This is a genomic window from Bacillus infantis, assembly GCF_008180445.1.
GTDB classification, from domain to species: Bacteria; Bacillota; Bacilli; order Bacillales; family Cytobacillaceae; genus Bacillus_AB; species Bacillus_AB infantis_B.
Genome location: NZ_VTER01000010.1, coordinates 23714 through 46568 on the forward strand (window position 1 = coordinate 23714; position 22855 = coordinate 46568).

At 48.5% G+C, this 22855-nt stretch carries 20 protein-coding genes and 4 tRNA genes; 23 read left to right on the forward strand and 1 reads right to left on the reverse strand.

What is annotated here, in order from left to right:
• Window positions 1–34 precede the first annotated feature (34 nt).
• The gene (gene yyaC / locus FZD51_RS18610) at window positions 35–673 is read right to left on the reverse strand and encodes a spore protease YyaC (RefSeq protein WP_148976140.1); all 639 of its coding nucleotides are present in this window, start codon (window positions 671–673) and stop codon (window positions 35–37) included.
• 437 nt (window positions 674–1110) lie between these two features.
• Between yyaC and FZD51_RS18615 the strand changes: the two genes are divergently transcribed.
• The 23 genes from FZD51_RS18615 (at window position 1111) to yycF (ending at window position 22851) form a co-directional block, all read left to right on the forward strand.
• Window positions 1111–2001: a mechanosensitive ion channel family protein gene (locus FZD51_RS18615; RefSeq protein WP_148976141.1), complete on the forward strand. Its 891-nt coding sequence runs from the start codon at window positions 1111–1113 to the stop codon at window positions 1999–2001.
• Window positions 2002–2013: 12 nt separating this feature from the next.
• A complete protein-coding gene (locus FZD51_RS18620; protein ID WP_148976142.1) occupies window positions 2014–2211 on the forward strand; it encodes a DUF951 domain-containing protein in 198 nt (65 codons plus the stop codon).
• Window positions 2212–2376: 165 nt separating this feature from the next.
• Entirely contained in the window at window positions 2377–3477 is a 1101-nt protein-coding gene (gene ychF / locus FZD51_RS18625) for a redox-regulated ATPase YchF (protein WP_148976143.1), read from the forward strand.
• Window positions 3478–4125: 648 nt separating this feature from the next.
• Entirely contained in the window at window positions 4126–4656 is a 531-nt protein-coding gene (locus FZD51_RS18630; protein ID WP_148976144.1) for a phosphatase PAP2 family protein, read from the forward strand.
• A gap of 12 nt (window positions 4657–4668) precedes the next feature.
• Window positions 4669–5826 (forward strand): glycosyltransferase family 4 protein, encoded by a 1158-nt coding sequence (locus tag FZD51_RS18635; RefSeq protein ID WP_148976145.1) that lies wholly within the window; start codon window positions 4669–4671, stop codon window positions 5824–5826.
• Window positions 5827–6005: 179 nt separating this feature from the next.
• The gene (rpsF, locus tag FZD51_RS18640) at window positions 6006–6293 is read left to right on the forward strand and encodes a 30S ribosomal protein S6 (RefSeq protein WP_009796293.1); all 288 of its coding nucleotides are present in this window, start codon (window positions 6006–6008) and stop codon (window positions 6291–6293) included.
• Between the two features lie 44 nt (window positions 6294–6337).
• The gene (ssb, locus tag FZD51_RS18645) at window positions 6338–6859 is read left to right on the forward strand and encodes a single-stranded DNA-binding protein (RefSeq protein WP_022544627.1); all 522 of its coding nucleotides are present in this window, start codon (window positions 6338–6340) and stop codon (window positions 6857–6859) included.
• A gap of 52 nt (window positions 6860–6911) precedes the next feature.
• Window positions 6912–7157 (forward strand): 30S ribosomal protein S18, encoded by a 246-nt coding sequence (gene rpsR, locus FZD51_RS18650; RefSeq protein ID WP_009796290.1) that lies wholly within the window; start codon window positions 6912–6914, stop codon window positions 7155–7157.
• Between the two features lie 384 nt (window positions 7158–7541).
• Window positions 7542–8483, forward strand: a complete 942-nt coding sequence (locus tag FZD51_RS18655; protein ID WP_148976146.1) for a YybS family protein — start codon at window positions 7542–7544, stop codon at window positions 8481–8483.
• 22 nt (window positions 8484–8505) lie between these two features.
• On the forward strand, window positions 8506–10479 hold the full coding sequence (locus FZD51_RS18660) for a DHH family phosphoesterase (protein WP_148976147.1): 1974 nt from the start codon (window positions 8506–8508) through the stop codon (window positions 10477–10479).
• Window positions 10476–10925 (forward strand): 50S ribosomal protein L9, encoded by a 450-nt coding sequence (rplI, locus tag FZD51_RS18665; RefSeq protein ID WP_009791713.1) that lies wholly within the window; start codon window positions 10476–10478, stop codon window positions 10923–10925. The genes FZD51_RS18660 and rplI overlap by 4 nt, the downstream gene beginning before the upstream one ends.
• Before the next feature lie 180 nt (window positions 10926–11105).
• Window positions 11106–12470: a replicative DNA helicase gene (gene dnaB / locus FZD51_RS18670; protein WP_009791712.1), complete on the forward strand. Its 1365-nt coding sequence runs from the start codon at window positions 11106–11108 to the stop codon at window positions 12468–12470.
• A 222-nt stretch (window positions 12471–12692) separates the two neighbouring features.
• The gene (locus FZD51_RS18675) at window positions 12693–13985 is read left to right on the forward strand and encodes an adenylosuccinate synthase (RefSeq protein ID WP_148976148.1); all 1293 of its coding nucleotides are present in this window, start codon (window positions 12693–12695) and stop codon (window positions 13983–13985) included.
• Window positions 13986–14328: 343 nt separating this feature from the next.
• Window positions 14329–15006 (forward strand): response regulator transcription factor, encoded by a 678-nt coding sequence (locus FZD51_RS18685; protein ID WP_148976150.1) that lies wholly within the window; start codon window positions 14329–14331, stop codon window positions 15004–15006.
• 2 nt (window positions 15007–15008) lie between these two features.
• Window positions 15009–16010 carry a sensor histidine kinase gene (locus FZD51_RS18690; protein WP_148976151.1) on the forward strand — a complete coding sequence of 334 codons (1002 nt, stop codon included), beginning with the start codon at window positions 15009–15011 and terminating at the stop codon, window positions 16008–16010.
• An 86-nt stretch (window positions 16011–16096) separates the two neighbouring features.
• Window positions 16097–16780 carry an ABC transporter ATP-binding protein gene (locus FZD51_RS18695; RefSeq protein ID WP_148976152.1) on the forward strand — a complete coding sequence of 228 codons (684 nt, stop codon included), beginning with the start codon at window positions 16097–16099 and terminating at the stop codon, window positions 16778–16780.
• The gene (locus tag FZD51_RS18700; protein ID WP_148976153.1) at window positions 16777–19317 is read left to right on the forward strand and encodes an ABC transporter permease; all 2541 of its coding nucleotides are present in this window, start codon (window positions 16777–16779) and stop codon (window positions 19315–19317) included. The genes FZD51_RS18695 and FZD51_RS18700 overlap by 4 nt, the downstream gene beginning before the upstream one ends.
• A 175-nt stretch (window positions 19318–19492) precedes the next feature.
• A tRNA-Lys gene (locus tag FZD51_RS18705) sits at window positions 19493–19568 on the forward strand.
• Window positions 19569–19580: 12 nt separating this feature from the next.
• A tRNA-Glu gene (locus FZD51_RS18710) sits at window positions 19581–19652 on the forward strand.
• A 230-nt stretch (window positions 19653–19882) separates the two neighbouring features.
• A tRNA-Asp gene (locus FZD51_RS18715) sits at window positions 19883–19958 on the forward strand.
• 46 nt (window positions 19959–20004) lie between these two features.
• Window positions 20005–20077, forward strand: a tRNA-Phe gene (locus FZD51_RS18720).
• A 337-nt stretch (window positions 20078–20414) separates the two neighbouring features.
• A complete protein-coding gene (locus FZD51_RS18725; RefSeq protein ID WP_148976154.1) occupies window positions 20415–21893 on the forward strand; it encodes a peptidoglycan DD-metalloendopeptidase family protein in 1479 nt (492 codons plus the stop codon).
• A gap of 247 nt (window positions 21894–22140) precedes the next feature.
• Window positions 22141–22851, forward strand: a complete 711-nt coding sequence (gene yycF / locus FZD51_RS18730) for a response regulator YycF (RefSeq protein ID WP_009794703.1) — start codon at window positions 22141–22143, stop codon at window positions 22849–22851.
• Window positions 22852–22855: the final 4 nt, after the last annotated feature.

Here is a 22855-nt window from a genome sequence, read left to right on the forward strand (position 1 = left end):
GAGGGTGGATGGCATTTGTCGGTCCATCCCTTCCCTACTGATTCAGCTTTGCCTGTTCAGCTGTTCCCAGATCCCAGCTGATGCGCGGCCATGCATGCTTAAATCTTGCATTCAGGCTCGCTTCGTGGATTCCGGCAGCAATCGTCTTTGCCATCCTCAGCACAAGATTCAGCCTCGTATTCTGCAGAACGAAGAATTCCATAAATCCGCTCACATTTACAATTCCGGTGATATGCATATCGCCTACCTCAGGCAGCTCTTTGTTCACGCCCGCTCCCGGCTTGACCGGACCGGATCCGACCTGGATGACACCCACGCTCTTCAGGCGGCCAAGGCATGCGTCAATTCCGATGATATAGGGGCGCACATGCGATTCTTTGATTTCCTTCAGTTTTTCTTCGAGATTAACGGCATGGATGGGATCATCCAGCGTTCCGTATACATGAAAGGGAGCCACGGCCTTTTCTTCCAGAAGTGTGCCGACGAGCGGGCCCAATGAATCTCCGGTTGAGCGGTCAGTGCCGATGCAGACAAAAACGACAGGGCGTACACCGATGCCTGGGGGCATGAAATTTAAGAGTTCTGCGGCCAGCTTATTTGCAGCATCCTGTTCATCATGGGCAACGCGTGCACTGCCGGCCTTTTTTTCAAATAAATTCGTTCTTAAGTTCATTGGTTCCACTCCCTCATTATGGTAGTAACAGTATACGGAAAAATTTTGTAATCTATACATACCTGCATCAGTAAAAAGATAAACAGAGAATCATATCTTGGTATGCTTGCTGACTGTCCGTTCGATCCTTTAATGGGTTAAAGGCACTTGTGCAGGCGGGGAAGGTTTTATAGGAAAAGAATTTCAGGGAAGGCAATCATATGTCAGACTGTAAAAAATTCTTGCAAATTGTTAAAATGGATTTAATTTTATAAGATAAGAAAGTATTATTTTGAATTTCGGCTGCTCGCTTGCAGCTTCGCCTATGGCCTTGAGGTACAGGCTTGAGGCGGAATCCTGCAGACGTTTTTGCACGCCGCGGCATACTTATTCCGAGTCCTTTATTAAGGCGCTGGCGATTTTCTTATATAATTCACTAAAAGTAAGCGGGTGAAACCATGACTTCTACAGAAAAAATGCTTCAGGGAATCAAGGATCAGCTGTCCGATGAAAATATGTGGAGTGCCATTGGCCTTGGATTTTTGAAGATCATTGCCATTCTGATTGTATCTAGCCTCATCATCAGGATCGGCCGGGCGGCCATCCGCCAGGTCTTTGCCGTGCGGAGCCATTCGCCGCTCCGGATCAGCCACCGCCGGGAGGCAACGCTGGTCAAACTGCTTGAGAATGTCCTGACATATGTGGTGTCGTTCATCATGATCATGATGATTCTCTCGACCTTGACGATTGATGTGGGAGCTCTCCTTGCCGGTGCCGGGATTGTGGGGCTTGCAGTCGGCTTCGGCGCCCAGAACCTTGTGAAGGATATCATCACCGGCTTTTTCATCATTTTTGAAGACCAATTTTCGGTCGGAGATTATATCAGGGTGGACCAATTCGAAGGAACCGTAGAGGAAATCGGCCTCCGGACAACTAAAATTAAGAGCTGGACAGGTGAGCTTCACATCCTGCCGAACGGGAGCATCGTCCAGGTGACCAATTTCTCCCTTCATAACAGTGTCGCGTTTGTGGATGTGAGCATTGCGTATGAAGGAGATATCCAGAAGGCTGAGCAGGTGCTTAAGGACCTCCTGGAAACACTGCCTGAAAAATATGAAGATATGGTCAAGACGCCTGAAATATTGGGCATCCAGAACCTGGCCGCATCAGATGTGGTTATCCGGGTGACGGCAGAGACAATGCCGATGAAGCATTTCTTTATCGCCCGGCAGCTGAGGAAGGAAATCAAGATGGCCCTCGATGCACATGGCATCGAAATTCCTTTCCCCCGCCTGGTCATGTATTCGCGCCAGGAAGAAAAGCCTGAAAAAAGCACGGGAAAAGCATAGGAGGAAAATAGCATGGAACCTAAAGAATATGGCCTGAATGATGTAGTAGAGATGAAAAAAGCCCATCCGTGCGGGGCCAACCGCTGGAAAATCATCCGCCTCGGCATGGATATCCGCATCAAATGCGAGGGCTGCTCGCACAGCGTCATGATCCCGCGAAAAGAATTCAGCCGGAAATTGAAAAAAATCCTTGTGAAGCATGAAGAATAGTCATGCTTCTTTTTTCTGGAAAGTGATGGACTTGTCTTTTGCCCGGCAAATCTCTATAATTGTGGGAGGCTTGTCCAATTTTATGAAAACGAGAAACAGCCTTATAAAAATAGATTTCACCGTTTTTGAAATAGATGCTGAAATAAAAGTTGAGGAGTGACTGGCATGGCATTAACAGCTGGGATTGTAGGCTTGCCGAACGTTGGTAAATCTACATTATTTAATGCAATAACACAGGCAGGTGCGGAGTCTGCCAACTATCCGTTTTGTACGATTGACCCGAATGTGGGAATTGTTGAGGTTCCTGACCACCGGCTGAACAAGCTGACAGAGCTTGTTCAGCCGAAGAAAACTGTACCGACAACATTCGAATTCACCGATATCGCCGGAATCGTAAAAGGCGCCAGCAAAGGGGAAGGCCTCGGGAATAAATTCCTTTCACATATCCGTGAAGTGGATGCAATCTGCCAGGTTGTCCGCTGCTTTGCTGATGATAATATCACGCACGTATCCGGGAAGGTCGATCCGATTTCCGATATCGAAACCATCAATCTTGAGCTGATCCTTGCTGACCTGGAATCTGTTGAGAAGCGCATTGCCCGCGTCGGCAAAATGGCGAAGCAGAAGGACAAGGAAGCTGTCGCAGAACTTGAAGTCCTTGAATTGCTGAAGGATGCGTTCGAATCAGACAAGCCTGCCCGCACTGTGGAGTTCACAGAAGAGCAGCATAAAATCGCCAAGAACCTCCACCTCCTGACAATCAAGCCTGTCCTGTATGTAGCCAATGTCGGGGAAGATGATGTAGCAGATCCATCTTCAAATGAATACGTCCAGAGCGTCAGGGATTTTGCAGAGAAAGACAATGCAGAAGTGATTGTCGTCTGTGCGAAAATCGAATCTGAAATCGCCGAGCTTGAAGGCGAAGAAAAGCAAATGTTCCTTGAAGAGCTTGGCATCGAGGAATCAGGCCTTGACCAGCTGATCCGCTCAGCTTACCATCTGCTTGACCTTGCCACTTATTTCACGGCAGGTGTGCAGGAAGTCCGTGCCTGGACGTTCCGCAAGGGCATGAAGGCGCCTCAGTGTGCCGGCATCATCCATACAGACTTTGAAAGAGGCTTCATCAGGGCAGAAACCGTCCACTATGATGACCTGCTGGAAGCCAAGACCATGGCCGCTGCGAAAGAAGCAGGAAAGGTCCGTCTTGAAGGTAAGGACTATATTGTTAAAGACGGAGATATCATCCATTTCCGCTTTAATGTTTAATAAGTATGATGAGAGGCTCCCGCTTTTGGGGGCTTTTTTTGTTGGGCTGGGGGGTGCAGGGGGGCGTTGGATTTTGAGGCGCTCTGTGAGGGGTGGAGGTGTGCCAGAGTGCTTCATGCTGAAGTTTTGAGGAACTCTGCGAGGGGTGGAGGGGTGTCAGAGTGCTTCATGTTGGGATTATGAGGAACTCTGTGAGGGGTTAAGGAGTATCAGAGTGCTTCATGTTGGGATTATGAGGCACTCTGTAGGGGGTGAAGGAGTGTCAGAATACCCCATGAGAGAATCTTGAGATACTCTGACACACTCAAATGTGAAATAGAGTGTCTCACACCATGCCGTGGCTGAACACCCCATCCGCCTTTCAATGGTTCAGCTCCGTGGGGCTAGCCCCTCGAGTGTCGGGGCTGAGCAAGCGCCCTCCGCCTTTCAATTGGTCCAGCTCCGGGCGCTAGCCCCTCGAGTCATAAGCCACTTTGGACCTGAAGGCAAAGAACGCCTTCAATTCCAAAGCGTCTTATGCTTGTCGGGGCTGAGCAAGCGCCCTCCGCCTTTCAAGGCTGATTAACAATAAATTTACATGAGATTCAAACGGCTGTTACACATTCTTTTTACAATGAAAAAGAAGAACGTGCTAAAGGAGGATTTGTGATGAGCCGTGCAAGAGCCTGGATCCGAAGGCAGGATGAACTGTGGTTTCATTATTGCAACAGCAGATCAGAGGCAGCTTTTGTCCGTTTTTTTCAAATGCTGACCCATTTGGGCGGTGCGCGGTTTACGGTCGTCCTGCAGCTGGTTCTTATGCTGGCGGGCCCCCCTTCCCTTTTCCGGCCGGCAGCAGCTGCATCGCTTTCCCTTGGAGCAAGCCATCTTGCCGCAGTCCTGATCAAGCGGGCCGTTAAGCGGATCCGCCCCTTTCAGGTGCTTACCGGCGTCCGTGTGCATGGATTTCGTTTCAAAGATCATTCTTTTCCGTCAGGGCATTCAACAGCCGCCTTTTCCCTGGCAGTTCCCTACAGCATTCTTTTCCCTCCATTCGCTCCCGCTTTATTGGCAGCTGCCGGTCTTGTCGCCCTTTCAAGGGTTGTGCTTGGCGTCCATTATCCTACCGATATTGCAGCAGGATCTCTGCTTGGCACAGGTGCAGGCATCTTTTTCGCAGCCATAGCCCAGTCATTTTAATATTGAGGAGGAATGAGAGTGAAGGTGGCGATTTTTTCTGATACCTTTTATCCCCAGATCAATGGGGTGGCTAACACGCTGAAGCGGCTCACAGACCATCTTGAGAAGCGGAATATAGAGTATATGCTTTTTATACCGGGACCCGCTGAGGGAATATCCTATCCGAACGCAGCTGAGTTTCTGAGTATTCCTTTCTTTTTCTATCCTGAGTGCAGAACAGCTGTGGCCAATCCCCGCAAAATAACGGAAAGGCTGCAGAAGTTTTCTCCCGACATCGTTCATATAGCCACTCCGCTGACCATGGGGCTTTATGGGATCCATGCGGCCAAAAAGCTGGGCATCCCGATCACCGGCTCCTATCACACCCATTTTGACCAATACTTAAAGCTTTATAAATGCCAATGGCTCTCCCCCCTATTCTGGAAATATATGAAATGGTTCCACCGTTCCTTCCAGCGCATATTCGTGCCGTCAAAAGATACGAAAACGATCCTTGAAGCTCAGGGGCTGCATCCTGTATCCCTTTGGACGCGCGGTGTTGACAGCCGGCTGTTTCATCCTGATAGGGATAAGGAAGCAGCCAGGATGAAATTTGGGATAAAGGAGCCCCATATCCTCCTTTATGCAGGCAGGCTTGCACCGGAAAAGGATCTTGGAACCCTGCTGAAGACAATGGGAAGCCTCCCGGAAGAAATCCGGGAGCGGGTGCATTGGCTGATCGTCGGCGACGGACCTGAGTTCCATCCATTCGCAAAGGAATCTGCCGGCAGGGGCAATGTGACAATGACCGGATATGTCACAGGCGAAGAGCTGGCCGGCCTATACGCAGCAGCCGATTTGCTCGTCTTTCCCTCCCCTACTGAAACATTCGGAAACGTGGTCCTTGAAGCCCTCTCATCTGGCACTCCTGCCATTGTGGCAGACAAAGGCGGCCCGGCGGAAATCATCTCGGATGGAAGGACCGGCCGGATCTGCCCGGCAGGCAGCAGCGGGGCATTTGCGGATGCGATACAAGAGCTGCTTGGAGACCCCGCCAAGCTCGCCAGCATGTCCCGGAAAGCGAGGAAATATGCCGAACGGCAGTCATGGGATAAAATCATGGACCAGCTGCTGGCAGAATATAAAGAGATTGCATTTGAGGGCGAATACGGCTTCCGGAATTTGGGATAAAAGAATGGAAATTGTCCAATAAAATATGATATGATGAATATACCTCGGAATGAGGTTTTTTCTTTTTGGAAGGGATAATTGCTTTCCTTCCGGATATATGCTATAATTTCAACTTGTGAGTAATGAATAGTTACTCCTTGCCCGAATGGGCCGCTTAGACCAAAAGGAGGTGTAATGAGATGAGAAAGTACGAAATCATGTACGTCATCCGTCCAAACATTGAAGATGAGGCTAAAAAGGCTCTTGTTGAGCGTTTTAACTCTATCCTGACTGATAATGGTGCGGAACTGACTGAATCAAAAGACTGGGGCAAACGCCGCCTGGCTTACGAAATCAACGATTTCCGTGATGGCTACTACCAGTTGATCCACCTGAATGCGGAAGCTGCTGCAGTGGACGAGTTCACTCGCCTTGCAAAAATCAGCGAAGATATCATCCGCCACATGGTTGTTAAAGACGAAAAGTAAGACTTGAAATAGACTAGTTTTAAATAAGGAAGGAGTTGATTCTGATGATGAACCGTGTTGTTCTTGTCGGACGTTTAACGAAAGATCCTGAGTTAAGGTACACGCCAAATGGAGTGCCCGTTGCTTCCTTCACACTTGCTGTTAACCGTACTTTTACGAATCAGCAGGGAGAAAGGGAAGCTGACTTCATCAACTGTGTGATCTGGCGCCGTCCAGCTGAAAACGTAGCAAACTTCCTCAAAAAAGGAAGCCTTGCCGGCGTTGATGGACGCCTTCAGACCCGCAGCTATGAGGGACAGGACGGCAAGCGCGTCTACGTTACAGAAGTAATGGCAGACAGCGTTCAGTTCCTGGAGCCGAGAAATGCTTCAGGCGGTGCCCCCAGCGGCGGCCGTAATGACGGAAACTATGGCGGTCCTTCAAGAGAACAGGATTTCCCATATGGAAATAATGATCAGAATCAGCGACAAAACAATAACCGCAATCAAGGGTATACGCGCGTGGATGAAGATCCATTCGCTAATGATGGCCAAATCGACATCTCTGATGACGATCTGCCATTCTGATCTCTTTGATTGGACGGGTACACGATACTAAAACCAAAAGGAGGGAAATGACATGGCATTTGGAGGAGGACGCAGAGGCGGACGTGCAAAACGCCGTAAAGTTTGCTACTTCACAGCAAACGGAATCACTCACATCGACTACAAAGATGTAGATCTTCTGAAAAAATTCATCTCTGAGCGCGGTAAAATTTTACCTCGCCGTGTAACTGGTACAAACGCTAAATACCAACGTAAATTGACTGTTGCTATCAAGCGTGCGCGTATCATGGCATTACTGCCTTACGTTTCAGGTGAATAATATATAATAAAAGAAGGGCGCCTTATGGGTGTCCTTCTTTTTTCATACATAGATGATTGTTTTGGATCTTTGAGGCCCGCAGGATGCGGGTTATGCAGACGCTGCCGCAGGACGCGGCGTTTTTAGTCTGCGTTCAAAGTACCCCCCGCATTTCGATTGTCCAGCTGCAAAGCCTAGCCCCTCGAGTCATAAGCCACTTAGGAATTAAAGGCAAAGAACGCCTTTTATTCCTAAGCGTCTTATGCTTGTCTGGGCTGAGCAAGCACCCTCCGCATTTCAGAAGGTTGAACCAAGCCTTCATACCCGATAAAATAGTAATAGGAATATGTCTTTTACCTGCTGCAGGATGCAGCTTAGTATAAAGAGAATTTGAGAGGTGAAGCAGTGAAGAATGTCCATAAGTTGACTTCGGGTGCCGTCATGCTGGCAGTGTTTGCTGTCCTGATGCTGCTGACCCTTTACGTCCCTGTTCTCGGGGTCGTCACGAATCTGTTTTTGGCAGCGCCGTTTATCTTATTTGCTGCAACGAATGACCGCAAAAGCTCGCTGGTTTTTTTGACAGGGGGCATCCTCATTTCGCTGATTGTCGGGACGATACTGGCGATTCCGCTTGCGCTGCTCTATGGTATAACGGGAACTGTAATGGGGGATTTTATCCGGGAGAAAAAGTCGCGGTTCAGCACGTATATGGCAAGTTCACTTGCCTTCCTGATCCTGCTGGTTGCCCAATACGGGATCGCGGTCCAGTTTTTTGAGCTGAATGTGATAAAAGAATCGTTTGATATTTTAAAGCAGTCTGTCGATAAGGTTGTGTCTTTGATGGAAAATCTCGGCCAGCCGCTCAATGAAAAGATGAAGGATCAGCTGTACAGCGGCATTGAATTGACCGAGACACTCATTCCGAGCTTGCTGATCATGGCATCATTTATCAATGTCCTGATCCTCCAGGCAGTATCCCTTCCAATCGTGAAGCGGTTTGGCGTGAATATGGAAAAATGGGGCCAGTTTCGGAGTCTGTCCCTCCCGAAGAGCGTACTCTGGTATTATCTGATCACCATCATTGCGGCTCTCCTTCTGAAGCCGGAGGAAGGAACAGTCCTTTTTGATGCGTTTATAAATCTGAGTTTTATCCTGCAGCTGCTTATGATTGTGCAGGGGCTCTCGCTCGTCTTTTATTTCTGCCACATGAAAGGCTATCCAAAGGCCGTGCCGGTCATAGCCGCCGTCCTGAGCTTCATCCTGCCTTTTCTCCTTTATATTATCAGGATATTAGGTATAATTGACTTAGGATTCAATTTGAAAAAATGGTTAAAAGAAAAAGTCTGACACTACTGTAGGAGCTGAAAACATGCCATCGTATTTAGAAAAGCGATCCATCCGCTATCCGCTTTATTGGCTGATGGGAATAACAGTGGTGGTCCTTGGGATATTGGCATATTACAACTGGATCCTTGGCCTGGCAGGCGTGCTGCTGATTGTGCTGCCATTCTATTTCATTTTTATGATAGACTACCGCCAGCGCCGGGAAACAGAAGAGTATATATCAACACTCTCATACCGTGTCAAAAAAGTAGGCGAAGAAGCCCTGATGGAAATGCCGATCGGGATCATGCTCTTCAATGAAGAGCTGTATATCGAATGGACCAATCCATTCCTTGCTTCCTGCTTTGATGAAGATACACTGGTCGGCAGATCGCTTTATGATGCAGCAGAAACACTCGTCCCTTTGATCAAGCAAGAGGTGGAGTCTGAGGTCATCACCCTCCACGAACGGAAATTCAGGGTCATACATAAGCCGGATGAACGGCTCCTGTATTTCTTTGACGTGACCGAGCAGACGGAAATTGAAAAGCTGTATGAAGATGAAAGGACCGTACTGGCCATCATCTTCTTAGATAACTATGATGAGCTGACACAGGGGATGGACGACCAGACAAGAAGCAGCCTTAACAATCTTGTCACCTCCCTCCTGAATAAGTGGGCGACGGACAATGGCGTCTTCCTGAAAAGGATTTCGTCTGAGCGCTTCATCGCGGTGTTCAATGAAAACATCCTCCAGCTGCTTGAAAGAGGAAAGTTCACGATCCTCGACGACGTACGGGAAACAAGCTCGACCCAAAATGTCCCGCTCACCTTAAGCATTGGCGTCGGCTCCGGTGTCTCTTCCCTGCCAGAGCTCGGTTCGCTGGCACAGTCAAGCCTTGACCTTGCCCTCGGCAGGGGCGGTGACCAGGTGGCCATCAAGCAGCCGAATGGGAAAGTCAAATTCTTCGGCGGCAAGACCAATCCTGTTGAAAAAAGGACGAGGGTCCGCGCAAGGGTGATTTCCCACGCACTGAAGGAATTGATCACTGAAAGCGATAAGGTCATCATCATGGGCCATAAAAGCCCGGATATGGACGCTGTAGGCGCATCCATCGGCATCCTGAAGGTAGCTGAGATGAACCAGTGCGAGGGCTATGTGGTCATGAACTTCCAGGATATCGATACAGGCGTCCAGCGGATGATGAAGGAAATCCGCAAGAATGAGTCCCTCTTCTCCCGCTTTATCAGCCCTGAGGAGGCGCTTGAGATTGCGACGGATGATACCTTGCTTGTTGTGGTGGATACCCATAAGCCGTCCCTTGTCATCGAGGAGCGGCTGCTCAGCAAGATTGATCATGTAGTGGTCATCGACCACCACAGGCGCGGCGAGGAATTCATCAAGAACCCGCTGCTCGTCTATATGGAGCCGTATGCATCCTCAACAGCAGAGCTTGTCACCGAGCTGCTTGAATACCAGCCAAAGAAAGGCCGGATCGAAATGCTTGAAGCCACCGCCCTGCTTGCCGGGATCATTGTCGATACGAAAAGCTTTACGCTCAGGACCGGTGCCCGAACCTTTGATGCCGCCTCCTATCTGCGCGGCCAGGGAGCGGATACCGTCCTTGTCCAGAAGTTCCTCAAGGAGGATGTCGACACCTATGTGAAGCGGGCCAAGCTGATTGAGACGGTCTCCCTATACCGGGAAGGCCTCGCAATTGCGAAGGGAAGCCCTGACCAGTCGTTCGATCAGGTGCTTATTGCCCAGACTGCCGACACACTCCTGACAATGGACGGGATCGATGCTTCTTTTGTCATCTCCAAGCGGGCAGATAATCTGGTCGGCATCAGCGCCCGCTCGCTCGGCGATGTGAATGTCCAGATCATCATGGAAAGTCTTGAGGGCGGAGGGCATCTCACGAATGCAGCAACACAGCTGACAGACATAACAGTCGATGAGGCGGAAGAGCGCCTTCATCAGGCTATAGATGATTACTTTGAAGGGAGACGGAAAGAATGAAAGTCATTTTCTTAAAAGATGTTAAAGGAAAAGGAAAAAAAGGGGAAGTCAAAAACGTGGCTGACGGCTATGCCCACAACTTCCTGCTGAAGCAGGGGCTTGCCATTGAAGCGAATCAGGCAAATATCAGCACATTGAGCGCACAGAAAAAGAAAGAAGAAAAAGTGGCTGCCAATGAACTGGAAGAAGCGAAAGAGCTTAAAGAAAAACTGGAAAAGATTACAGTAGAATTTTCAGCGAAATCAGGTGAAGGCGGAAGATTGTTCGGCTCCATCACAAGCAAGCAGATTGCTGAAGAGCTCAATAAAAAGAACGGCATCAAGATTGACAAGCGCAAGATTGAGCTTAGCGATGCAATCCGCACGCTCGGCTATACAAAGGTTCCAGTAAAGCTTCATACTGAAGTAACTGCTACCTTGAATGTCCATGTAAAAGAAGTAAACTAATTTTGGAAGTTCCATTTACAGATAAACATGTTAAAATATAAGAGTTGAGAGAAATGTGGTCGGTGCCAAGCTGATCACATTTTTCCTGCTTAATCGGCCTTTTTTGTGAATTCAGTGGATTTTTGCATAGATTTTTAATAGATATAAAGATAGATAGGCATTAAGAGGGAGTTGGAATAGATGAGTGATCTGTTTGCAGACAGGCTGCCCCCGCAAAATATAGAAGCGGAGCAGGCTGTGCTCGGTGCCATTTTCCTGGAGCCGGCATCTTTGACGCTGGCATCTGAGATGCTGATCCCGGAAGACTTCTACCGGGCAGCCCACCAGAAAATTTACAACATGATGCTTAAGCTGAATGACGAAGGAAAGGCTGTTGACCTTGTCACTGTGACCGAGGAGCTGGCAGCTGCCAAGCTGCTGGAGGATACAGGAGGCGTCAGCTACCTGAGTGAATTGGCAGGCTCTGTGCCGACAGCGGCCAATATTGAATATTATGCGCGGATCGTCGAGGAGAAATCGCTTCTCAGAAGGTTGATCCGGACGGCGACTGGCATCGCCCAGGATGGCTACTCCCGTGAGGATGAAGTTGAAGTCCTGCTCGGCGAGGCGGAAAAGAACATCCTTGAGGTGGCTCAGCGCAAAAATGCCGGCGCCTTTCATAATATTAAAGATGTGCTTGTGCGCACCTACGATAATATTGAAGTCATGCACAACCGCAAAGGGGATATCACGGGGATTCCGACGGGATTCGCCGAACTGGATAAAATGACAGCCGGCTTCCAGCGGAATGACCTGATCATTGTGGGCGCCCGTCCATCGGTTGGTAAAACAGCCTTTGCCCTGAATATTGCGCAGAATGTAGCTACCAAAACGAATGAAAACATCGCGATTTTCAGTCTTGAGATGGGTGCAGAGCAGCTTGTTATGCGTATGCTCTGCGCTGAAGGCAATATTGACGCCCAAAGGCTCAGGACCGGCTCCCTGACAGATGATGACTGGGGCAAGCTGACGATGGCGATGGGAAGCCTCTCAAACGCAGGAATCTTCATCGATGACACGCCGGGTGTAAGGATCACCGAAATCCGTTCCAAATGCCGCCGCCTGAAGCAGGAGCACGGCCTTGGCATGATCCTGATCGACTATCTCCAGCTGATCCTGGGAAGCGGCCGTTCCGGCGAGAACCGCCAGCAGGAAGTTTCGGAAATTTCCCGTTCCCTGAAGGCGCTCGCTCGTGAGCTCCAGGTTCCCGTCATCGCCCTGTCCCAGCTCTCCCGTGGAGTGGAGCAGCGCCAGGACAAGCGCCCGATGATGTCCGATATCCGTGAATCGGGAAGCATCGAGCAGGATGCCGATATTGTGGCATTCCTGTACCGTGACGATTATTATGACAAAGAATCAGAAGACAAGAACATCATTGAAATCATTATTGCCAAGCAGCGTAACGGCCCGGTCGGTACCGTCCAGCTGGCGTTCGTGAAGGAGTATAATAAATTCGTCAATCTCGAGAAGAGGTTTGATGACTCAGGCATGCCGCCTGGTGCGTAAAGCCGCAGTTCTGTACTGCGGCTTTTTTCTGTGGAAAAAAGAATAGGACCTTCCTCATAAGCAAAAACTAAAGAACAGACAGTTTGAATTTTATACGAACATATTTTTATGATTTCTTTAAAAATGTTCGTGTTTCATTGACTTTTATCGCTTTCCCTTGGTAAAATTAGAGTTGTTTGAAGAACGGATACATATTTAACACTCTTTGGAGGTGCTTTATAAATGTCATCAGTCGTTGTAGTTGGAACTCAATGGGGAGATGAAGGAAAAGGAAAGATTACAGACTTCCTTTCAGAAAATGCTGAAGTGATTGCCCGCTACCAGGGAGGAAATAATGCCGGCCATACCATCAAGTTTGGCGGTGAGACATACAAGCTTCATTTGATTCCATCCGGAATTTTTTATAAAGAAAAAGATTGTGTCATTGGAAACGGCATGGTTGTGGATCCGAAGGCTCTGCTCAAGGAGCTTGCCTATCTGCATGAAAGAAATGTCACAACTGATAATCTGCGCATCTCAAACCGCGCGCATGTGATTCTGCCTTACCACCTGAAGCTCGATGAAGTGGAAGAGGAAAGAAAAGGCGCCAACAAGATCGGCACCACCAAGAAGGGCATCGGGCCTGCGTACATGGATAAAGCTGCCCGCAACGGCATCCGCATCGCCGACCTTCTTGACCGTGAAGTGTTCGAAGAGAAGCTGCAGCGCAATCTTGAAGAAAAGAACCGCCTGCTGGAGCGCTTCTACGAAACAGAAGGCTTCAAGCTTGAAGATATTCTTGAAGAGTATTATGAGTATGGCCAGCAGATCAAGCAGTATGTGTGCGACACGTCTGTCGTGCTGAACGATGCCCTTGATGAAGGCCGCCGTGTCCTGTTTGAAGGAGCACAGGGCGTTATGCTCGACATCGACCAGGGGACATACCCGTTTGTTACTTCTTCCAACCCGGTTGCGGGCGGCGTAACGATCGGTTCAGGCGTCGGCCCTACGAAAATCAAGCATGTTGTCGGCGTATCCAAAGCCTATACAACACGTGTCGGCGACGGACCATTCCCGACTGAGCTTGATAATGAGATCGGCAATAGGATCCGCGAGGTTGGCCGCGAGTATGGTACAACTACGGGCCGTGCACGCCGTGTCGGCTGGTTCGACAGTGTTGTTGTCCGCCACGCCCGCAGGGTCAGCGGCATCACTGATCTGTCCCTGAACTCTATTGATGTTCTGACAGGCATCGAAACGCTGAAAATCTGTGTTGCTTACCGCTATAAAGGCGAAGTGATCGAAGAGTTCCCGGCGAGCCTGAAGGTGCTTGCTGAATGTGAGCCTGTGTGTGAAGAGCTCCCAGGCTGGACTGAGGATATCACTGGCTGCAAGTCGCTGGATGAGCTTCCGGCCAATGCCCGCCACTATCTCGAAAGAGTTGCCCAGCTGACAGGCATCCCATTGTCCATCTTCTCTGTCGGCCCGGACCGCTCACAGACGAATGTTGTCATGAGCCCTTGGCGCCAGAATTAATAGTTGAAGCCCTCGTTATGGGGGCTTTTTTTATTTGAAAAATTTCATAAGGGTTGGGCGGCATGATGGGGCTGTTAATTTCCGTTCCAGGCACTTCGCTTTCCGCGGGGCGACGCTGAGCCTCCTCAGAGCAAGCTCTTGCGGGGTCTCAGCATTGCCGCTATTTCCCGCAGGAGTCTGCGTGCCTTGCACTCCAATTAACAGGGTTCTTAAACTATGTGTGAGTTTAATATTGGTTAGAGAACTCTTCCACAGCCCCATCCTAGCCATATCCCTTTTGACGAACCAATCCATTTTCCCCTATGATTAGCATACATAAGAAGATTTTGTCAGGGGGGATAGTATGAACATTCTGGTTGTGGAGGATGATCGGACGATAGCGGCGGGGCTGGAGTATTCTTTGCAGAATGAGAAGTACGGTACATTTGTATGCCATGATGCCGCCGGGGCGCGGGAATTGATCCGGACGAAGCTGGATGATATTGATCTTTGCCTGTTTGATTTGGGTCTGCCGGATGGAAGCGGGTATGATTTGTGCTCACTTGTGAAAAAGCAGAGCGATCTGCCTGTCATTTTTCTCACGGCAATGGATGAAGAAGTGAATGTCGTGATGGGACTGGACATGGGGGCGGATGATTATATCACGAAGCCATTCCGGGTCCGCGAGCTGCTGTCGCGCATCAGGTCGGTGCTGCGCCGCTATGATAAGCAGGACAGGCAGACTGTCACCCTCCAGGCAATCACGGTGCATACCGGCGAAGGGAAGGTCTATAAGCATGGAGAAGAGATCCAGCTGACGGCTTTGGAGTACCGTCTCCTCCTGATTTTTGCGAACCATAAAGGACAGGTGCTGACGAGGAGCCAGCTGCTCGATAAAATCTGGGACGTTGCAGGAGATTTTGTGAACGATAATACACTGACAGTCTACATAAAAAGATTGCGGGAAAAGCTCGAGGACGATCCGCAGAAGCCTTCCATCATCAAGACCGTCCGCGGACTCGGCTATAAGGCAGGGGACTAAAGATGCTGCGGAATAAAGAATTCAGGAACTTTTTGTTCATAGCCGTTGGCCTAGCCGTTTTATGCGTGCTTCTCTCCTCCCTTTTATCCTGGCAGGCAGCCCTGGCAGCGGGGATAACCTCTCTCCTCCTTTTAGCTGCCTTTTTAATTTTTACCTCCTGGCGCTATCGTGAGATTGAAAAGCTCTCGCGCTACCTAAGAAGGATCAGCAGCGGAGATTATATGCTCGATGTCCGGGATAACCATGAGGGCGAACTCAGCATCCTGAAATCGGAGATCTATAAGGTGACTATCAGGCTCTCTGAGCAGAGCGCCCTCCTCCAGGAAGATAAAACGAAGCTGACAGACGCCATTTCAGATATTTCCCACCAATTGAAGACTCCACTTACTTCAATGATGGTCATGTCAGACCTGCTGAGTGATATGTCGCTGGAGGATGGAAGACGGAAAGAATTTACCCGCCGTATCCAGGTTCAGCTGGAAAGAATCGAATGGCTGGTTTCCTCCCTTTTGAAGCTTTCAAAAATTGACGCTGGCACTGCCCTTTTTAAAACAGAAAGGGTGGATGTCCCGCAGCTGGTTAAGGAGGCTGTGGAGCCTCTCCTGATCCCTATTGAGCTCAAAGAGCAGGAGCTTCAGATTAGCGGGGCAGAGGGTGTTTTTTTCACCGGGGACCATAATTGGACGAAGGAAGCATTGATCAATATCATTAAAAACAGCATCGAACATTCCAATGAAAAAGGGCGTATCAGCATCAGCTGCAGCCAAAATCCGCTCCTCACCGAAATTATCATCGAGGATGATGGCAAGGGGATCCCTAAAGAAGATCTCCCCTATATTTTCAAGCGATTTTACCGGGGGAAAAATGCCTCGGAAGACAGCGTTGGAATCGGACTGGCCATGGCATACGGGATCATGAAAAGGCAGGGCGGAGATATTGAAGTGGCCAGTAAACAAGGTGTCGGAACAAGATTTACGCTGAAGTTTTATCACCAGGTTATTTAGCAGATGACTAAACTGTCACTTTAGAGTCACGCTAGAGTCATTTTCGCCAGATATACTGAACCTATCAAATCATTGGAGGCTCTAGCATGGAAATCTTGAGAATCGAGAATCTGTCTAAAGTGTACGGAAGCGGGGATACTGCTGTAAAAGCATTGGATGACGTATCTTTTACTGTCAATAAAGGCGAATTTGTCGCCATCATCGGCCCATCGGGATCCGGGAAATCGACCCTCCTGCATATGCTCGGCGGGGTGGACCGCCCTAGCGGGGGCCGTGTGCTGGTCGATAACACTGATATTTACAAACTGAATGAAACACAGCTGGCCATCTTCAGGAGAAGGCAGATCGGCCTGATCTACCAATTTTACAATCTGATCCCGATCTTGAGTGTTGAGGAAAATATCACGCTCCCAATGCTGCTTGACGGCCAAAAGGTCGACAAGGGGCAGCTTGAAGAAATTGTCGGGATCCTTGGACTGCAGAACCGCCTGTCCCATCTTCCAAACCAGCTGTCCGGCGGGCAGCAGCAGCGCGTGTCCATCGGCCGCGCCCTTATCAGCCGTCCGGCCATCATGCTTGCTGACGAGCCGACCGGGAACCTGGACAGCCGCAACAGCGGTGAAATCATGGAGCTTTTAAAAATGTTCAATAAAACTTATAAGCAGACACTGATTGTTATCACCCATGATGAGCGGATCGCGATGCAGGCTGACCGGGTCATTTCCATTGAAGACGGTAAGGTTGCGAAAAATGAGGTCATCCGGCCATGAATATCATAAACAAGCTGACATTGCGGCATTTGAAAAAGAACAGGAGAAGGACACTTGTCACGATCATCGGCGTCATCATCTCAGTCGCCATGGTTTCGGCGGTTTCCACCCTGTTTGTCTCATTCCTTGGGATGATGAAGCAGGAAGCCATCCAGAATTCCGGGGATTGGCATGTCATCTACCGTGATGTGTCAGAAAGCCAGATGGAATCCATCCGAAAAGACAAGCAGACGGAAAAGCTGTTTATCACTAAGGACAGGGGATATGCACCGCTCGAAAGTTCCTCCAATAAAAGCAGGCCATACTTATTCATCAAGGAATTCGATGCGCAGGGGTTGAAGCATTTCCCTGTTGAATTGAGCGAAGGTCGCCTTCCGGAAAAGGAGAACGAAGTCCTTTTTCCAAAAGAAATTATGGAAAAGCAGCATTACCAAATAGGCGATGAGATTACTCTAAATATAGGGGAACGCAGCTCGCCTTATATAGATCGCCCTTTAGGACAGGGAGATTTCCTACAGTATGATGAAACAGAAGTCATGGAGACGTTAAGCAAAGAAGAGGAAGATACATTTACGATTGTCGGTACAATTGAACGGCCGGAATGGGAGCCTTACTCCGCTCCAGGCTACACGATTGTGGGACTTGTGGAGCAGAGTGTCTTTAAAGGCGGAAAGGCTGATATAGGCGTAACGGTAAAGAAAGTGAACCGGTCGCTCTACGAGCATGCTAATGAGCTTGCTGAAAAGAACGGGATTACAGGAGTCAGCTTTAATAGTGAGCTGCTGCGGTATTATGGGGTAACTGATAAAGACAATCTGGCCATCACGCTTTATTCTCTTGCAGCCATCATTATATTAATCATTATCATTGGCTCGGTATCACTGATTTATAATTCATTTGCCATCAGCGTATCCGAAAGGGCCCGCCATCTCGGCATGCTCTCAAGTGTGGGCGCTACAAAAACACAGAAGCGGAATTCTGTCTTTTTTGAAGGGGCGGTTATCGGGGTGATATCCATTCCGCTCGGACTGCTGGCCGGTATCGGCGGCATCCTGGGAACTTTTCTGGTGATGAATCGGACCTTTGATGATACCCTGGGGATAGACGGTGGGCTGATCTTAACCGTGACACCTATGTCCATCCTGCTTTCTTGCCTGATTTCAATTCTGACGATTTTCATCTCCACCTATATGCCGGCGAGGAAAGCTTCAAAGGTATCTGCCATCGACGCCATCAGGCAAAGCCAGGATGTGAAGCTGACCGGCAAAGCAGTAAAAACGTCCAAATTGGTCAGGAAGATCTTCGGCCTTGAAGCAGAAATCGGCTTGAAGAATCTGAAACGGAATAAAAGGAGATACCAGGTGACGGTGTTCTCGCTGGTTATCACGATTGTTCTTTTCCTGGCGGTTTCCTATTTTACTGCAAACCTGAAGCAATCGATTACGATGACACAGGTAAACTATAATTATGATGTTCAGATATACAGTTCTGGAGATGATCAGGCAGTCCTTGAGCCTTATATGAACCTAAATTATGTGAGTGAAGCTTCCTTAATGGAGGATTCCTATTTTTCAACATGGATCAATGAATCAAAGCTGCCTGATGAAGTGAAGGCACAGGAATATTATGAGGATATGCTCCAGGATGGGAAATATCCTTATTCTCTAGTGCTGCATGGAATAGATGAGAAAAGCTTTAAAACATATGCAGATAAGATCGGAGCGGATGTGAATGAGCTCCAGGATAAAGTGATCATCCTTAATAAATTTGTGTATGAAGACGTGCAGACGGGGAAAAAGATTGAAACTGACGGAATCAACGGAAAGCCTGGAGACAAGCTGGATCTGTATCTTCCAGAGGAGGATAGTCCTTTTCAATCCCTTGAAATCGGCTTTGCTGCCTCAGAGGCACCGATGGGGGTCCTGCCGCTAGGCAACTATGAAGTGCATCTCCTGATGCCCCAGAAGCAGTTCGGACAGCTGAATCAGAATGGTACAGAGACATCTTATTCCCTTTTCCTGGACAGCTCGAAGCCTGAAGAAATGCAGGACCAGCTTGATCAGATAGAGTCAGAAAATCTGATGATCCAGAATGTCCATCAAAACCGTGAACGGGATGAACAGATGGTAATGTTCATGTCAGTTTTCACCTACGGATTCATCACGCTGATATCCGCCATTTCAATCGCCAATATCTTTAACACCATATCAACCAGCATCGCACTCAGGGGGCGGGAGTTCGCTATGCTGAGATCTATCGGGATGACACCGAAGGGCTTTAATAAAATGATTAACTATGAAAGCATCTTTTATGGACTCAAGGCCCTTCTGTACGGGCTTCCGATCTCACTTGGTGTTATGCTGCTCATGTACTGGTCATTGCAGAATACATTCCAATATCCATTTGCCGTACCATGGATCAGTGTTCTGATCGCTATCGCTGCGATATTTATCATCGTGAGCGCCGCCATGCTTTACTCGATTCAAAAGGTGAAAAAGCAGAACATTATTGATGGCCTGAAGCAGGAAAATATCTAAAAAACATATGCCTCTCCAGTGCAAAAAGGAGAGGCATATGTTTGCTTTCAGCTGAGGATGGTATACAGATAGAGACAGCATTCTAGCTTGTAAAATATTTTTTAAAAAATAAGTTGCAATAGTTTTAGATTCTGTGATATTATAAAAAGCGTCGTCACAAGAGACAACATATTGAGAGCCATTAGCTCAGTCGGTAGAGCATCTGACTTTTAATCAGAGGGTCGAAGGTTCGAGTCCTTCATGGCTCACCATTTTACTCCAATGGCCCCTTGGTCAAGCGGTTAAGACACCGCCCTTTCACGGCGGTAACACGGGTTCGAATCCCGTAGGGGTCATCGGCATTTGGCTGGTCGGCAAATAGCTGGCAAGGACGGCTTCCTTGCTGACTGCCATATACATAATTTCGTAGTTTCCTTTTTAAGAGTGGTCCCGTGGTGTAGCGACGAGCGAAGCTTCTGTGAAAAATCAGCGAGTTGTCTCGACGCATCAGCTTCCCTGGTTAAGCTTTCAGAGGAAGAGACAGGACAACGCAAACAACGAGCATAGATAATTTCTTTTTTAGAGTGGTCCCGTGGTGTAGCGGTTAACATGCCTGCCTGTCACGCAGGAGATCGCGGGTTCGATTCCCGTCGGGACCGCCATTTATATAGATTCTTTTTAAAGCGTTTTGGAAGAATAACTTAATATGGCTCAGTAGCTCAGTCGGTAGAGCAAAGGACTGAAAATCCTTGTGTCGGCGGTTCGATTCCGTCCTGAGCCATCCCGTGAAGAGAGAGTATACCTTGTATGCTCTCTCTTCTTTTTTTGTTACGGTTTTGTAATATACCCCGCCCCCTTTTATGGCAGAAGTAAGACAAATAGCGGGCAGAAGCTTGAAAGTATAGGGATTTCTGCCTATCTGCGAACAAAAGATGTTTTTGTAATAAAATGTAAGATTTTATACAGTTTTATTACAATGCTGAGACAAGTCCAGGCCCCAGCTTGTTTTATGGTACATTATAGTGGCGTCAAAATAGTACAAAACGAACAATGGTAGATACATAGAACTATGAATATAGATTTGTTTGTTTCCGAAGTCTAGGGGGATCCATTTTACAATGAAGAACTGGGGAAATAGGTTAACAGCATTATCAGGTGCTATGAAAGCCAAAGTGAATAAGAGCAGGAAGTCGGCGATTGCATTGACAGCAGCAGCGGTTTTGGCCGCAGGAGGCACACATCCTGCCGCTGCAGACAGTGAGCAGCTGACAACGGTCTATTATGTATATATTGATGGGAACTACGCCGGTACGGTCCTTGATAAGGAGAGTATTCAATCCGAGGTCGCTCAGCAGGTGGAGAAAGCCCAGGAATCTTATGACTATGAATTGTCTGCAGGGGCTGATATCAGTTACATCCCTGAGCAGGTGTTCAATACAAATATCAAGACAGAAGAAAGCCAGGTGCTGAAGGAAGTGGCGGAAGTCGGCGTCAGCACAGAGGCAGCAGGCATTGTGATTGATGGAGAGACAGCTGTTTATCTGGAAACGATGGAAGAAGCAGAAGCTGTTCTTGAGAAATTCAAACTTCAATATGCCAGCGAGAAAGAGCTGGATGGATTAGAAGCTTATAAACAAGCTGAAGAAAGCGAAGAAACCCTTCCGCCGCTTGAGAAAAATGAAGAGCGGCTGACAAAGGCCGGCATGGCTGAAGAAGTGAAGGCAGAGGAAATGAAGGCTGACCCGAAGCTGATCCTGTCAGAGGAAGAGGCATTTAAGCTTTTAAATAAAGGAACATTGGCAGAAAAGAAGTATAAGGTCCAGGAAGGCGATGTGCTCGGCAAGATTGCCGCTAAGCATGATTTGGATCTTAATAAGCTCCTTGCTCTCAATCCGGGGATGAAGGAAGACAGCATCGTGAAGGTGGGCCAGGAAGTCAATGTGACAGTCCTGGAGCCGATGATCCACGCGGTTATTGAGAAAGAGATATATAAGAAGGAAAAAATCGCATTTGAAAAAGAGGTCATTGAAGATAGCAGCATGTTCAAGGGCGATACGAAGGTGAAGCAGGAAGGCAAGGATGGTGTTAAAGGCATCACCTACAAAATCACTGAACAAAATGGCGTGCCTGTCCAAAAGGCGGCTATTTCAGAAAAAGTGCTTGAAGAGCCTGTGAAAGAGATTGTCATCAAGGGTACGAAGGTCATTCCATCCCGCGGCGACGGCAGTTTTGCCTGGCCTGCGGACGGCGGTTATATTTCCAGCAAGCTTGGCTACCGCTGGGGCAAAATGCATAAAGGAATTGATATCGCACGGCCGAGCAGCCGGACGATCAGCGCAGCAGACAACGGTAAGGTCGTGTCAGCCGGAATGACTGGTGACGGTTATGGTAAAAAAGTCATCATCGACCACCAGAATGGCTACAGGACGCTATATGCCCACCTTGATTCAATCGATGTGAAAGTTGGGCAGACTGTCCCTAAAGGAACAAAGATTGGCATGATGGGGTCAACTGGCGATTCTACCGGCGTGCATCTTCATTTTGAAGTGTATAAGAACGGAAGCTTGAAGGATCCATTGAAGTATGTGAACCGATAGGAGGAAGTCTCTAGTGTGGATGCTAGAGACTTTTTCTATAGGATGGGATGCAGCAGGGGCAGGCACTTGACAGGGACACGGATTTTCATCTTCCAAAAATTGCATAACCTAGGAACAACCCGTCCATCGCTATTAGATGAATTCCGGCGCATAACATGGTAAAGTAAAATAGAGAACTTATGTTTTGATGAACAGAGATAAATAATTGATATATGATAGATAAACTGCTTTTTAAAGGAGAATGGGTATGGATAAGAAGATATTGGTTGTAGACGATGAAAAGCCGATTGCGGATATACTGCAGTTCAATTTGAAAAAGGAAGGCTATGAGGTGCATTGCGCTTATGACGGCAATGAGGCGCTCGAGAAGGTGGAAGAGGTCAAGCCTGATTTGATCCTGCTTGATATCATGCTGCCGCAGCGCGATGGGATGGAGGTATGCCGCGAGGTGCGGAAGAAGTATGAAATGCCGATCATCATGCTGACGGCCAAGGATTCAGAAATCGATAAGGTGCTCGGCCTTGAGCTTGGCGCTGACGATTATGTGACAAAGCCGTTCTCGAACCGGGAGCTTATCGCCCGTGTGAAGGCGAACTTGAGAAGGCACCAGCAGATTGCTGCAAAAGCCGGGGAAGAGGAAGAGACGAATGAGATTGCGATCGGTTCCCTTGTCATCCACCCTGATGCCTATGTGGTTTCCAAACGCGGAGAGACAATCGAGCTGACACACCGGGAGTTTGAACTGCTGCACTACCTGGCCAAGCATATCGGACAGGTCATGACACGTGAACATCTGCTCCAGACCGTATGGGGCTACGATTATTATGGGGATGTCCGTACCGTCGACGTTACGGTAAGGCGCCTGCGCGAAAAGATTGAAGACAACCCGAGCCACCCGACCTGGATTGTGACCAGAAGGGGAGTAGGCTATTATTTGAGGAATCCGGAACAGGAGTAAAGAG